9 protein-coding genes are annotated in these 14,046 nt (G+C 74.0%); 6 read left to right on the forward strand and 3 right to left on the reverse strand.

Annotated features, from left to right (window positions below; all coding sequences use genetic code 11):
• Positions 1–23: 23 nt before the first annotated feature.
• Both ACGF3H_RS08230 and ACGF3H_RS08235 read left to right on the forward strand, forming a co-directional pair.
• On the forward strand, positions 24–4,091 hold the full coding sequence (locus ACGF3H_RS08230; RefSeq protein ID WP_362494354.1) for an acyltransferase domain-containing protein: 4,068 nt from the start codon (positions 24–26) through the stop codon (positions 4,089–4,091).
• Positions 4,092–4,149: 58 nt separating this feature from the next.
• Entirely contained in the window at positions 4,150–4,800 is a 651-nt protein-coding gene (locus ACGF3H_RS08235; RefSeq protein ID WP_362494356.1) for a TetR/AcrR family transcriptional regulator, read from the forward strand.
• Positions 4,801–4,843: 43 nt separating this feature from the next.
• Here ACGF3H_RS08235 and ACGF3H_RS08240 read toward each other — a convergent pair whose 3' ends face one another.
• Complete coding sequence (locus ACGF3H_RS08240; protein ID WP_362494633.1) at positions 4,844–6,760, reverse strand: ABC transporter ATP-binding protein; 1,917 nt, start codon at positions 6,758–6,760, stop codon at positions 4,844–4,846.
• Between the two features lie 219 nt (positions 6,761–6,979).
• Between ACGF3H_RS08240 and ACGF3H_RS08245 the strand changes: the two genes are divergently transcribed.
• From ACGF3H_RS08245 to ACGF3H_RS08260, 4 genes are all read left to right on the forward strand, one after another.
• Positions 6,980–7,897, forward strand: a complete 918-nt coding sequence (locus ACGF3H_RS08245; protein ID WP_362494635.1) for a lysylphosphatidylglycerol synthase domain-containing protein — start codon at positions 6,980–6,982, stop codon at positions 7,895–7,897.
• Between the two features lie 669 nt (positions 7,898–8,566).
• Positions 8,567–9,646, forward strand: coding sequence for a mechanosensitive ion channel family protein (locus tag ACGF3H_RS08250; protein WP_362494359.1), 1,080 nt, complete (start codon positions 8,567–8,569; stop codon positions 9,644–9,646).
• Between the two features lie 129 nt (positions 9,647–9,775).
• Positions 9,776–11,995, forward strand: coding sequence for an NADP-dependent isocitrate dehydrogenase (locus tag ACGF3H_RS08255; RefSeq protein WP_362494362.1), 2,220 nt, complete (start codon positions 9,776–9,778; stop codon positions 11,993–11,995).
• A gap of 111 nt (positions 11,996–12,106) precedes the next feature.
• A complete protein-coding gene (locus ACGF3H_RS08260; protein WP_362494364.1) occupies positions 12,107–12,904 on the forward strand; it encodes an N-formylglutamate amidohydrolase in 798 nt (265 codons plus the stop codon).
• Positions 12,905–12,924: 20 nt separating this feature from the next.
• On the opposite strand, the gene ACGF3H_RS08265 is transcribed toward ACGF3H_RS08260, so the two are convergent.
• Together ACGF3H_RS08265 and ACGF3H_RS08270 are read right to left on the reverse strand one after the other, a co-directional pair.
• Positions 12,925–13,446, reverse strand: a complete 522-nt coding sequence (locus ACGF3H_RS08265; protein ID WP_362494367.1) for a hypothetical protein — start codon at positions 13,444–13,446, stop codon at positions 12,925–12,927.
• Positions 13,443–14,021, reverse strand: coding sequence for an RNA polymerase sigma factor (locus ACGF3H_RS08270; RefSeq protein ID WP_393583765.1), 579 nt, complete (start codon positions 14,019–14,021; stop codon positions 13,443–13,445). The genes ACGF3H_RS08265 and ACGF3H_RS08270 overlap by 4 nt, the downstream gene beginning before the upstream one ends.
• Positions 14,022–14,046: the final 25 nt, after the last annotated feature.

Below are 14,046 nucleotides of genomic sequence, written 5' to 3' on the forward strand. Positions count from 1 at the left end.
TACGCACCGGAGGGAGAGACCTCATGACGCAGCCGGCCGACTCCTGGATCGCCGTGGTCGGGATGGGTTGCCGTTTCCCGGGAGCGGCGGACGTCGGACAGTTCTGGGAGCTGCTGCGGCGCGGCGGGGACGCGGTGGGCCCCCTGCCCACGGACCGGCCCGCCCTGGCGGAGTGGTCGGCGGGCGCCGCCCCTCCCTATGCCGGCACCCTGCCCGACCTGCTCTCCTTCGACAACGCCTTCTTCGGCATCTCGCCCCGGGAGGCGCGGCTGATGGACCCTCAGCAGCGCCTGCTGCTGCACGTCGTCTGGGAGGCACTGGAGAGCTCCGGGATACGCCCTTCCACCCTGTCCGGCAGCCTCACGGGGGTCTACATCGGCCAGGCGACCGGTGACTACGCCGACGCCTGCGGCCCGGCCGCCGGCGCGGACGCGGGTGCCATGGCCGGCAGCCGACTGCGGGCCGTGACGTCGGGGCGGCTGTCGTACGCGCTCGATCTGCGCGGTCCCAGCCTGACCGTCGACACGGCCTGCTCGTCCTCGCTGGTGGCGGTCCACCTGGCCCGGCTCGGCCTGCTGGCCGGCGAGTGCGACGTCGCCGTCGCCGCAGGGGTCAACGCCCTCCTCGCCGAGGCGGATTCCGTCGCCTACGCGCGCAGCGACATGCTCGCCGCCGACGGCCGGTGCAAGTTCGCGGACGCCGACGCGGACGGGTTCGTGCGCAGCGAGGGGGCGGGAGCCGTCCTGCTCAAGCGGTTCGCCGACGCGGTGCGCGACGGTGACGAGGTGCTCGCGGTGATCCGGGGCAGCGCAGCGGTCAACGACGGCCGCGGCGGCGAGTCGTTGCTGCAGCCGTCGGTCAGCGGCCAGGCGGCGATGATCCGCGCGGCCTGCCGCAGCGCCGGCGTCTCCCCCGTCGAACTGGACTACGCGGAAGCCCACGGCACCGGGACCCGGGTCGGTGACGGCATCGAACTGCGGGCCTGGGCCGAGGTGCTGGAGGGGCACGAGGCGCGGCGTCCGCTGACGCTCGGCTCGGTGAAGACGAACATCGGGCACACGGAGGCCGCCGCGGGCATCGCCGGTCTGATCAAGACCGTACTGATGGCCCGACACCGCCTGATCCCGGCCAGTCTGCACGTGTCCCGGCCCCATCCCCTGCTCGCGGCGGGGGATCTTCCGCTGCGCGTGGCCGACCGGCCGCTTCCGCTGGAGCCGAAGGGTGCGCACCCCCTGCTGTCGGCCAGCTCCTTCGGACTCTCCGGCACCAACGCGCAGGTCGTCATCACCGACCTCTCCCCGGCCCCCGCGCCCCCGGTGCCGGCCACCGTGCCGGCCGGGGCGGCCCTAGCCACGCACGCCTCCACGCCGCGGCACGCCGCGGCAGCACCGCGGGGGCGGGGCGAGCACCGGGGCGCGACCACGGTCCACGGCCCGGCGGAGACCGGTCCCCCGGCGCACCTCCCCGCCGACGCGCACGCCCCGGACCGCGGCGCCTCCCCCTGCACCGCGGAGGACCCCGCTTCGGACCGGGCGCCCGAACTGCTGGTACTCAGCGCGCGCAGCCGACGGTCACTGCGCCGGCTGGCCGCACGGTACGCCCGTCACCTCGTCGACGGCGCGGGGCGCGGACAGGCGCTGCGCGACGTCTGCTTCAGCGCGGCCGTGCACCGCGACGCCCACCCCCACCGCCTGTGGGCCGTCGCCGCCGACCACGCCGGCATGGCCCGCGTCCTGACCGCCCTGGCCGAGGGCGAGGAGGACCCCGACGGGGGCATGGCGGTCTCTCCCCGGGCGGGCCGGCGCGCGGTGGCGTTCGTGTTTCCCGGCCAGGGCGGCCAGTGGGCCGGCATGGGGGCGCGTCTGTGGCAGCGGGAACGGGTCTTCCGCGAGACCATGGCGGCCTGCGATGCGGCGGTGGCCGGTGAACTCGGCTGGTCGGTGACCGACCTCGTCACCACGGAGGACGGCGAACTGCCGGACACGGTCGGTCTGGTCCAGCCCGCGCTGTGGGCCATGGAGGTCTCCCTCGCCGCGCTGCTGCGGGCCCGGGGCGTCGAGCCGGACGTCTGCGTGGGGCACAGCATGGGCGAAGTGGCCGCCGCGCACGCAGCGGGGGCCCTGACCCTGCCGGACGCCGCGGTCGTCATCTGCGGCCGCAGCGCGCTCATGGAGCGGGCGGCCGGGCGCGGCGGCATGCTGGTCGTCGGCCTGCCGGAGCGCGAGGCGGCCGACGCCGTCGCGGACCTGCCGGTGTGCGTCGCGGCCGTCAACTCCCCCTCCGACACCGTCCTCGCCGGACCTCACGAGGCACTGAGGCAGGCGGCCGGCCGGTTCGAGGCGCGCGACGTCTTCTGCCGCGCCGTGCCCGTCGACGTCCCGTCGCACTCCCCCGCCATGGAACCGCTGCGCGGGGAGCTGGAGCACCGCCTGTCCGGCATCACGCCGCGGACGGCCACGACCGAGATGTTCTCGACGGTGCGTCGCGCGCCGGTGGCGGGCACGGATCTCGACGGGGCCTACTGGGCGGACAACCTGCGCAGGCCCGTGCGGTTCCTGGAGAGCGTCCGGGCCCTGGCCGAGCGCCGGGAGACGGTGTTCGTCGAGGTGAGTCCCCACCCGGTGCTGCACCAGGCACTGCGGCGCACCCTGCGGGCGGCGGACACCGAGCAGACCGTCGTGCCGGTGATGATGCGCCGTCAACCGGTGGAGGGGATGGCGGCCCGCGCGGCCGGACGCGTCTTCGCCCTCGGCGGCGGGATCGACTGGCGCCGCTGGTACGCCGACGGCGGCCGCCGGGTCCCCCTGCCCTCCTACGCCTGGGACACGGAGGAGTTCCGCCCACCCGTGACCGCGCCCCGGGCCGCTCCCGGGCGAGGCGGCGCACCGCTGCGCCGCAGCCATGACGTCCCGTTGTCCGCGCTCGGCGTGGAGCGGGCGGGCGCCGGCGTCCACTGGGGCGGCCCCGCACCGCTGCCCCCGGCGTTCGCGCTGCGCGCCGCCGGCGAAGTCCCCGGCCGGAGCGCGAACGGGTGGACGGTCCTCGAGGACGTCCGGCTGTGCGCGCCGCCGCCCCCGCTGGCCGCCGTGACGGACGCGGCTCTGCGCGTGGGGCTGGAGGACGCACCCGGCACCGCGGGGCCCGCGTTCCGGGTCACCGTGGCACCCGACGACCGGCCCCGCGCCCATCCGTGGCAGGAGGACGGGGCGGAGGCGGAAACCGGCCCGGACACCGACGTGTTCGTGACCGGACGCGTCGCCGCCGGTTCGGGTCCGGGCGACGACGTCCCGCCGCTCGACCGGGCGTTGGACGGACTGGCGCGGCACTGCCCCGAGCACCTCGCCGGGGACGCCTTCTACCACCGGACGGCCCGCCTGGGGTGCCGGGTCGACGGACCCCTGCGGCTGGTGGAACGCCTGTGGCTGGGCAGGGACCGGGCCATCGCCCAGCTGCGGTTGCCGCACGGGCCGGACGCCGCGGGCCTTGAGGCCGCCCTGGTCACGGTGCTCGCGGTGTGCCCCTCGGACGGACCGGAGCGCTTCCTGCCGACCGGCTTCGACCGCGTACGGCTGGGGTCCGGCGGTGGCGGGCCCGCCTGGGCCGTGGTGCGGCGGGACGCGGGCACCGGCGACGGCGCCCCGGACACCGCCGAGGCGCGCTGCGACCTGCACCTGTACGGCGGCGACGGGCAGCCGTGGGCGGCCTTCGAGGGCATCCGGCTGCGGCGCGCTCCCCTCGTCGGCGAGGTCCCGCACCCGGCGCCGCCGCATCCGCGGACGTCCGGGCCCCGGTCGGCGGCGGACGCCGCGGACACGGTCCTGCGGCACGTCGCCCTCGTGCTCGGCACGACCGTCGACCGTCTCGACGTCCGGTGCTCACTGCGCGACCTGGGGATGGACTCCCTGCTCGCCGCCGAACTGGCCACGCGGCTCACCCGCTCCCTGGGGCGGCGCGTGCGTCCCCGCACCCTCCTGACCGGGCACGACGTCTCCCGGCTCGTCGAGGAGCTGTCCCGGGAGGCGGGCGGACCGCCCGAGCTGACAGCGTCGTCCGGCGCGGGAGTAACCGAAATGGGCCTTGTTGATCTATGACTGCGAGTCAAAAATAGACTGCAGTCCGGACACAGCCGTCGAGAAGCAAGGTGAGCCCATGTCCGCCACCCAGTCAGCCCGGCCCCTGGGGCGCCGCGAACGCAGTAAGCAGCGGGTCAGGGACGCCATCTACTCCGCCGCGCTCTCCCTGTTCGCCGCACAGGGTTACGACCGCACCACCATCGACCAGATCACCGAACAGGCCGACGTGGCCCGGGGTACCTTCTTCAACTACTTCCAGCGCAAGGAAGACCTGGTGACCGCCTGGGCCGAGGACCGCGCCGTGCGACTGGAGGCCTGCATGGAGGAGACACTGCACGCCGACCACGACGTCACCGTGCACCTGACCCGGTGCGTCACCGCTCTCGCGGAGTTCAACGCGGCCGAACTCACCTACGCCCCCGCGATGGTGGAGGCGTGGGTGAAGGCCGGCCGGCCGCTGACCGAGGAGCCGTACACCGGCCGGATATTCGCACGCATCATCGAAGAGGGCCGTCGGCAGGGGCAGATCGCCACGGACGTCGACCCGCTGCGCGTGGGCAACCTGCTGCGGGACGCCTACCTCGGGGCGCTCTACCGCTGGTCCCGCGACCCCGCGGCGGCGACTCCCCTGCACACCGAACTGCGCGAGCTGCTGCGGATCGTCCTGGACGGCGTTCTGGCGCACTCCCGCGTCGTCCCCTCCCCCGTCGGCGGGGACGACGCGTGACGGCGGTGGTACGGCCGGCCGGGCGGCACCCGCACCGTCGTCCTCAACGCCCTGACGGCGCCGGCTCGGCGGGCCTCGGCCGGGTGGCCGCGTCCTCCGCCGTCCCGGGCGCGGCGAACTGCGTCCGGTACAGCTGGGCGTAGCGGCCGTCGGCGGCGAGGAGTTCGTCGTGGGTACCGCGCTCGACGATGCGGCCCGCTTCCACGACCAGGATCTGGTCGGCCGCGCGGACCGTGGACAGCCGGTGGGCGATCACGATGGCCGTCCTGCCCTCCAGGGCCTCGGCGAGTGCTTCCTGGACGGCCGCCTCGGAGGTGTTGTCGAGGTGCGCGGTGGCCTCGTCGAGGATGACGACGCGCTGGCGGGCCAGCAGCAGCCGGGCGATGGTCATGCGCTGGCGTTCGCCGCCGGAGAGGCGGTAGCCGCGCTCGCCGACGACCGTGCCGAGGCCGTCGGGCAGGGACCGCACGAGGTCGTCCAGGCGGGCGCGGCGCAGCGCGTCCCACAGTTCGGTGTCGGTGGCCTCGGGGCGGGCCAGCAGCAGGTTGGCCCGGACGGTGTCGTGGAAGAGGTGGCCGTCCTGGGTGACCATGCCGAGGGTGTCGCGCAGTGACCGGGCGGTGAGGTCGCGGACGTCGACCCCGCCGATCCGCACGGCGCCGGCGTCGGTGTCGTACAGGCGCGGCAGCAACTGGGCGATGGTGGACTTGCCGGCGCCGGAGGAGCCGACGAGCGCGATCGTCCGGCCCGGTTCGGCGCGGAAGGAGAGGCCGTGCAGGACCTCGTCGCCGCCGCGGGTGTCCAGGGAGGCGACCTCTTCGAGGGAGGCGAGGGAGACCTTGTCGGCGGACGGGTAGCCGAAGCGGACGTCGTCGAACTCGACGGCGACGGGACCGTCGGGGACGGGGCGGGCGTCGGGCTTCTCGGCGATGAGCGGGGTCAGGTCCAGCACCTCGAAGACCCGCTCGAAGCTGACGAGGGCGCTCATCACCTCGACGCGGGCCCCGGCGAGCGCGGTGAGCGGCGCGTACAGCCGGGTGAGCAGCAGCGCGAGGGCGACGACGGCGCCCGGGTCCAGGGTGCCGCGCAGGGCGAACCAGCCGCCCAGCCCGTAGACGACGGCCAGGGCCAGGGCGGAGACCAGGGTGAGCGCGGTGATGAACGCGGCCTGGGCGGTGGCGGTGCGCACGCCGATGTCGGCGACCCGGCGGGCGCGCGCGGCGAACTCGGCCGACTCCTCCTCGGGACGGCCGAACAGCTTGACGAGCGTGGCGCCGGGCGCGGAGAAGCGCTCGGTCATCCGCGTGCCCATCGCGGCGTTCAGCGTGGCGGCCTCGCGCTGCATGCGGGCCATGCGGCGGCCCATGCGGCGGGCGGGGACCACGAACACCGGCAGCAGCACCAGCGCGATCAGGGTGATCTGCCAGGACAGGGTGAGCATCACGGCGAGCGTCAGCAGCAGGGTGACCAGGTTGCTCACGACGCCGGACAGGGTGTTGCTGAAGGCGCGCTGCGCGCCGATGACGTCGTTGTTGAGACGGGAGACCAGCGCTCCCGTACGCGTGCGTGTGAAGAACGCCACCGGCATGCGCTGCACATGATCGAACACAGCCGTCCGCAGGTCGAGGATGAGTCCCTCGCCGAGCGTCGCCGACAGCCGGCGGGAGAGGATGCCCAGCGCCGCCTCGGCGACCGCGATCAGCGCGATCAGCAGGGCCAGGCGGACGACCGTGCCCTCGTCGCCGCCGGTCACGATGGCGTTCACCACCTTCCCGGCCAGTACAGGGGTGGCGACGGCGAGGCAGGCGGTCGCCACTCCGAGCAGCACGAACCAGGTGATGCGGCGGCGGTGCGGGCGGGCGAAGGCGCCGATGCGGCGCAGGGTGGCGCGGGCGAGGGGACGGCGTTCCTGCTCGGCGTTCATCACGCTGTGCAGCTGCGTCCAGGCGGTGGTCTCCATGCTCATGGGGAAGAAGTTAGGACCTCGAGTTTCCTTGAGGTCAAGGACGGTGTGCCCGCGATCCGTAAGCCCGCGTCCGCGCGTCGGTCATCCGCGGTTGGCGCGGCTCGGGGAATCTCTTGTGGTGTGACAGCGGTACACCTTCCCGAGACGCCCCCTCCCGGCCTCCTACCGGCCGGCCGGGGCGGCCGTACCCGCCGCGAGGCCCGTGCCCGCCTGGTGCGGCGGCTGCTCTGTGTCCTTCCGCTGCTGCTGGTCACCGTGGTGGCGGTGCGGCACCGGTCGGTGCTCGCCGACGGCTTCGGCCGGCTCGCCGACGCGGAGGGGCCCTGGCTGCTGGCGGCGGCCGGCGTGACCTGTCTGACCTGGGTGGCCGCGGCCTGCACGCGGCAGGGTGCGGTGGTGGAACGGCTGCCGGCGGGGCGGCTGCTGGCCACCCAGTTCGCGGCGGGCGCGGCCAACCATCTGCTGCCCACGGGGCTGGGCGCGAGCGCGGTCAACCTGCGGTTCATGACGGTGTGCGGGCTGCCTCTGGCCCGTTCGTCGGCCGCCCTCGCCCTGTATCTGCTGGCGGAGTGCGCCGGCCGGCTGGTCCTGCTGGGCGGGCTGCTGCTCGCGTTCCCCGGTGCGCTGCGGCTGGGCCCGCTGCTGCCCGAGGGCGCCGTCGGCCCGCTGCTGTGCGCCGCGGGGGCGGTGCCGCTCGTGGCGGTGGCCGCGCTGGTGCCGGCGCGGCGGCTGCGGGCGGCCGTGGTCTCCTTCCTGCGGACGGCGCTGGGCGAGGCCCGGTCGGTGCACGCGCGCCCGGCGCGGGCGCTCGCCCTGTGGGGCGGCGCGCTGGCCTTCCCCGCGTTGCAGGCGACCGCGCTGGTCCTGGCCGGCAGGGCGCTGGGGCTCGGGGTGCCGCCCGGACACATGGCGGTGGCGTACCTGGCGGCGACGGTCGCGGTCGCGCTGGTGCCCACCCCGGGCGGCATCGGCTCGGTGGAGGCGGCGCTGGTCGTGGCGCTGGTGGCGGCGGGCGGCCCCGCGGCCTTGGCCACGGCGGTGGTCCTCGCCTTCCGCGTCCTCACCGTGTGGCTGCCGCTGCTGCCGGGGGCGCTGACCCTGGCGGTGCTGGTGCGGACGAAGGTGCTCTGAGGGCGGGCCCCTCGGGTCCCGTGCCGACGGTCGGCGGGACGCCGGGACAGCCGACCGCCGTGGCACGTCCGCGCCGTCGGGCCCGGCCGGGCGGACGGGACCGTACGGCCCGTCCGCGGCTGTCCGGGGTACCGGGGCGTGGCCGGGGACGAGCCTCCGACGGGGAGTCAGACCGATGGACGCGCCGGGGGCGGGCCTCGCGGTTGTGCGGATTGCGAGGCGTGGCCGGGGACGAGCCGCAACGAGATGAGGCCGATGGACCGCGCCGGGGGGCGGGCCCCGCGGTGTGCGGGGTACCGCGGCGCGGTCGGGGACGAGCCTCCGATGGGCAATGAGGCCGATGGACCTCGCAGGGGGCGGCCCTGGCGGTTGTGCGGGGCACCGGGGCGTGACTGGGGACGAGTCCCCGAGGGGGGTGAGGCGATGGTCCTCGCGGAGGGGGCGGGGCCGGGCAGGGGCGGGCCCGGGGGCCGTGGCCGGTGTGCGGGCGCCCCGTCGGTGCGAGCGGCCTCGCGGCATACGGCAGGATGAGCCCTCGCGCCGGTCGAACTCCCTTGCGGGCCGGTGCGATCGCGACATCGGAGAATCGAGCAGGTGACAGGTGACGAGTAAGCACATCCGCCCGTCGGCCGGCGGCTACGCCGCGGCCGTGCCCCCCGGAGGCGACCGATGACGGAGGACCTCACCGCGGCACACCTGGTGCCCGCCGGCGTCGCGCTGGCCGCCGGCCTGCTGGGGGCCTTCCTGCTGCGCATGCTGCTGCGCTGGCTGGGGCGGCACGCGGAGCGCACCCGGTGGGGCGGCGACGACGTGATCGTGGACGCGCTGCGCTCGGTGGTGCCCTGGGCGGCGGTCTCGGGCGGCGCAGCCGGTGCGGCGGCGGCGCTGCCGCTGACCCGGACGGTGCAGCACAACGTCAACCAGGCGCTGACGGTCCTGCTGATCTTCGTCGTGACGGTGTCGGCGGCCCGGGTGATCGCCGGGCTGGTCCGGACGGTGACGACGTCACGTTCCGGGGTGGCCGGATCGGCGACGATCTTCGTCAACATCACCCGGGTCCTGGTGCTGGCGATCGGCTTCCTGGTGGTGCTGCAGACGCTGGGCATCTCCATCGCGCCGATGCTCACCGCCCTGGGCGTGGGCGGTCTGGCGGTCGCCCTGGCGTTGCAGGACACGCTCGCCAACCTGTTCGCGGGCATCCACATCCTCGCCTCGAAGACCGTGCAGCCGGGCGACTACATCAGGCTCAGCAGCGGCGAGGAGGGCTACGTCGAGGACATCAACTGGCGGCAGACCACCGTCCGCGCGCTCTCCAACAACCTGGTCGTGATCCCCAACGGTCAGCTCGCCAAGGCGAACATGACCAACTTCATGCGTCCCGAGCAGAACCTGACCATCCTGGTGCAGGCGGGCGTCGCCTACGACAGTGATCTGGAGCACGTGGAGCGGGTCACCATCGAGGTCGTCGCCGAGGTGATGACGGAGATCACCGGGGCGGTGCCGGAGCACGAGCCGGCGGTGCGCTTCCACACCTTCGGCGACTCGCGGATCGGGTTCACGGTGATCCTCGGCGTCGGCGAGTTCAGCGACCAGTACCGGATCAAGCACGAGTTCATCAAGCGCCTGCACCGGCGTTACCGCGAGGAGGGCATCCGCATCCCGGCGCCCGCGCGGACGGTCGCTCTCCAGCAGGGCACCGTGGTGATCCCGCAGCAGCGCGCCGGCGAGGACACCGTGCCGTTCGCCTGATCGATCACCCGCTCGGCCGGGGCCGCGCGGCCGGATGGCCGGAATCTCCGCGCGACCCCTGTCGAGCCGGGGTCGATCACGAGATATCTTGATGTCGAGCAATGTTGCAGACGTGGAGCGGAGCACCCGGTGACTGACTCGACCATCATCTACACACACACTGACGAGGCCCCGGCCCTGGCGACGTATTCCTTCCTGCCGGTGATCCGGGCGTACGCCTCGCAGGCGGGTGTCTCCGTGGAGACCCGGGACATCTCCCTGGCCGGCCGCATCATCGCGGTGTTCCCGGAGTACCTCACCGAGGACCAGCGCATCCCGGACGCCCTGGCGGAGCTGGGCGAGCTGGCCAAGACGCCCGCCGCCAACATCATCAAGCTGCCGAACATCTCGGCGTCCATCCCGCAGCTCAAGGCCGCCGTCGCCGAGCTGCAGGGCCAGGGCTACGCGCTGCCGGACTACCCGGACGACCCGAAGACCGACGAGGAGCGCGACATCCGCGCCCGCTACGACAAGGTCAAGGGCTCCGCGGTCAACCCGGTCCTGCGCGAGGGCAACTCCGACCGCCGTGCCCCGGCCTCGGTGAAGAACTACGCCAAGACCCACCCGCACCGCATGGGCGCCTGGACCGGCGAGTCGAAGACCAACGTCGCCACCATGGGCGAGAACGACTTCCGTTCCACCGAGAAGTCCGTGGTGATCGCCGAGGACGGCGCCCTGCGCATCGAGCTGGTCGGCGACGACGGCACCACCACGGTGCTGCGCGAGTCGGTACCGGTGAAGAAGGACGAGGTCGTCGACGCCTCGGTGCTGCGCGTCGCCGCGCTGCGCGAGTTCCTGACCGCGCAGGTCGCCCGCGCCAAGTCCGAGGGCATCCTGTACTCGGTGCACCTGAAGGCCACGATGATGAAGGTCTCCGACCCGATCATCTTCGGCCACGTGGTGCGCGCCTTCTTCCCGAAGACGTTCGCGCAGTACGGCGAGGCGCTGGCCAAGGCCGGCCTCACCCCGAACGACGGCCTGGGCGGCATCTACAAGGGCCTGGAGTCCCTGCCCGAGGGCGCGGAGATCAAGGCCTCCTTCGACGCCGAGCTCGCCGAGGGCCCGGAGCTGGCGATGGTCGACTCCGACAAGGGCATCACCAACCTGCACGTGCCCTCGGACGTCATCATCGACGCCTCCATGCCGGCCATGATCCGCACCTCCGGCCACATGTGGGGCGCGGACGGCCAGGAGCACGACGCCCTCGCCGTCATCCCGGACTCCTCCTACGCCGGCGTGTACCAGGCCGTCATCGAGGACTGCCGCGCCAACGGCGCCTACGACCCCGCCACCATGGGTTCGGTCCCGAACGTCGGCCTCATGGCGCAGAAGGCCGAGGAGTACGGCAGCCACGACAAGACCTTCGAGATCCCCACCACGGGCACGGTCCGCCTGGTCGACGCCGAGGGCAACGCCGTCCTGGAGCAGACGGTCTCCGCCGGCGACATCTTCCGCGCCTGCCAGACCAAGGACGCCCCGATCCGCGACTGGGTGAAGCTGGCCGTCACCCGGGCCCGCGCCACCGGCGACCCGGCCGTGTTCTGGCTGGACGAGGGCCGCGCCCACGACGCCAACCTGATCGCGAAGGTCAAGCAGTACCTGCCGGAGCACGACACCGAGGGCCTGGACATCAGGATCCTGTCCCCCGTCGAGGCGACCAAGCTGTCGGTGGAGCGCATCCGCCGCGGTGAGAACACCATCTCCGTCACCGGCAACGTGCTGCGCGACTACCTGACCGACCTGTTCCCGATCCTGGAGCTGGGCACCAGCGCCAAGATGCTGTCGGTCGTCCCGCTGATGGCGGGCGGCGGCCTGTTCGAGACGGGCGCCGGCGGCTCCGCGCCGAAGCACGTCCAGCAGCTGGTCAAGGAGAACTACCTGCGCTGGGACTCGCTGGGCGAGTTCTTCGCGCTGGTGCCGTCCCTGGAGCAGTACGCGGCGGCCACCGGCAACGGCAGCGCCAAGGTCCTCGCCGACACCCTCGACCGCGCCACGGCGACCTTCCTCAACGAGGACAAGTCCCCGACCCGTCGCGTCGGCGGCATCGACAACCGCGGCAGCCACTTCTACCTGTCCCTGTACTGGGCGCAGGAGCTGGCGAAGCAGACCGACGACGCGGACCTGGCCAAGGCCTTCGCCCCGCTCGCCGAGACGCTGTCCGCCAACGAGCAGAAGATCGTGGACGAGCTGAACGCCGTGCAGGGCAAGCCGGCCGAGATCGGCGGCTACTACCAGCCCGACCCGGCCAAGGCCGCCGAGGTCATGCGCCCGTCGGCCACCTGGAACGAGGCGCTGGCGTCCCTCGCCTGATCCTCACCGGCCCCGCAGGGCTACCGGGCACCCCGTCTCCGTCGGCCGGAGGCGGGGTGCCCGTCTGTCCGCCGCCCGACGCGGCCCCGACCACCCTTCTGGAGCAGCCCCATGACCGACGCCCCGCAGACCTTCGCGCTGCTGCCCGGCGCCGCGCACTCCCCCGTGATCCTGCACGTGCCGCACTCCTCGCGGGAGATACCGGCCGACGTGCGCCCCGGCATCGTCCTCGACGACGCGGCGCTGGAGCGGGAACTCGACCACATCACCGACTCGCACACGGCCGAGATCGCCGAGGCCGCGGCGGGACTGGCCGGCGTCACGCCCTGGCGGTTCGTGAACCGGGCGTCGCGGCTGGTGGTCGACCCGGAGCGGTTCCCGGACGACCGCGAGGAGATGACGGCCGTCGGGATGGGCGCCGTGTACACGCGGACCACGCACCGCGAGGTGCTGCGGGCCGACGGCACCGATCCGCGGCCGCTGCTCGAGCGGTACTTCCGGCCGTACGCGCGGGCCATGACCGAGGCGGTCGCCGGCCGGCTCGCCGCCACCGGCCGGGCCGTGATCATCGACGTGCACTCCTACCCCACCGAGCCGCTGCCCTACGAGCTGCACGGCGAGGGCCCGCGCCCGCCGGTCTGCCTGGGCACCGACGACTTCCACACGCCGCCCGGGCTGCTCACCGCCGCCCGGGAGGCGTTCGCACCGTGCGGGGAGACCGGGCTGGACAGCCCGTTCAGCGGGACCTACGTGCCGCTGGACTTCTACGGCGAGCGCCGCGAGGTCGGGGCCCTGATGGTGGAGATCCGGCGGGACACGTACATGACCGAGCCGGGCGGCCCGGCCGGACCCGGTCTGTCCCGCCTCGCGGCCTCACTGGCGGCGCTCGTCGACGCCGTGTCGGACTGATCGGGCGGCATCCGCCGACGTCAGGCGCGCAGCCACTCCGTGACGACGACCTCGCCGCCGGTCCGCAGCCGCAGGGCGAACGGACCGGCGGGCGGGGCGTCGCCGGTGAAGCGGCCCATGTCGTCGGCCGTCAGCCGGGCACGGGCCAGCGGACCGCCGAGCACCTCGATCCGGGCCGGGCCCGGCGGAAGCACCTGCCCGAACAGTCCCTCGGAGGTCACCTCCACGTCGACGATCACGTCGTCCGCGCGGAAGGTCAGCAGCCGAGGCGGGTCCGGCTCCCCGCGCACCGGGGCGGCGTCGTTCAGCGAGTCGAAGGTCAGCTCGGCGACGCGTGCCTCCAGGTCGTGCAGGGCGTAGGCGTCGACGGCGATCCGGCGCAGCTCGGCCGGTACCGGGTCCAGGATCGCGGCGGCCTGCCGCAGTTCCTCCTCCAGCAGCCCGGCGTCCCACTCCCCGTCGGTGAAGCACCCGTCGGTGAAGGTCCCGTCGGGCGGGCCGTCCTCGGCGTCGTCACCGTGATCGTCGTACACGTCGCTCATGTCGTCGTCCCCCGTGCCTCGAGCCGGGCCCGCAGCCGGCGCAGACAGCGCTGGCGCATCGGCCCGATGCTGCCCACCGCGATTCCCAGCGCGGCGGACACCTCCTGGTAACTGGGCGGTGGCGAGGAGATCAGCACCCTCAGCAACTGGCGGCAGCGCTCTCCCAGTTCCTCGAACTCCTGCCACAGCCGCCGCACGCGCTCGGTCTGTGCGGCGGCCTCCTCGGAGTCGAGCACCGACTCCTCCGGCGTACGGTCCTCGCTCGGCCGGTCGAGCAGCTGCGGATCGTCGGTCGGCGTCCAGCGCTTCGACGCCTTGAGCAGCTTCAGGCACTCGTGGCGTGCCGTGCTCGCCAGCCACGAGCCGGTCTTCTCCGGTTCACGGATCCGCCCCAGGTGCTGGGCGAACCGGAACCAGGCGGTCTGGTACACCTCGTGCGCGTCGGCGTCGGACAGGCCGTGCGCCCGTACGACCGACCACACCAGCGGCCCCAGCCCGTCCACCAGTGACTTCCAGGCCGCCGCGTCCCCGTCGGCGGCCGACCGGACGAGCGCCCCGACATCTGCACGGTCCACGGCCCCACCCCTCGTGTACGACTCG

The organism is Streptomyces sp. NPDC048185, assembly GCF_043202495.1.
Classification (GTDB): Bacteria; Actinomycetota; Actinomycetes; order Streptomycetales; family Streptomycetaceae; genus Streptomyces.

Excerpts from the sequence above, each read along its gene's own strand:
- ACGF3H_RS08230 (WP_362494354.1), top strand. The coding sequence starts at position 24 with ATGACGCAGCCGGCCGACTCCTGGATCGCCGTGGTCGGGATGGGTTGC.
- ACGF3H_RS08235 (WP_362494356.1), top strand. The coding sequence starts at position 4,150 with ATGTCCGCCACCCAGTCAGCCCGGCCCCTGGGGCGCCGCGAACGCAGT.
- ACGF3H_RS08240 (WP_362494633.1), bottom strand. The coding sequence starts at position 6,760 with ATGGAGACCACCGCCTGGACGCAGCTGCACAGCGTGATGAACGCCGAG.
- ACGF3H_RS08250 (WP_362494359.1), top strand. The coding sequence starts at position 8,567 with ATGACGGAGGACCTCACCGCGGCACACCTGGTGCCCGCCGGCGTCGCG.
- ACGF3H_RS08260 (WP_362494364.1), top strand. The coding sequence starts at position 12,107 with ATGACCGACGCCCCGCAGACCTTCGCGCTGCTGCCCGGCGCCGCGCAC.
- ACGF3H_RS08265 (WP_362494367.1), bottom strand. The coding sequence starts at position 13,446 with ATGAGCGACGTGTACGACGATCACGGTGACGACGCCGAGGACGGCCCG.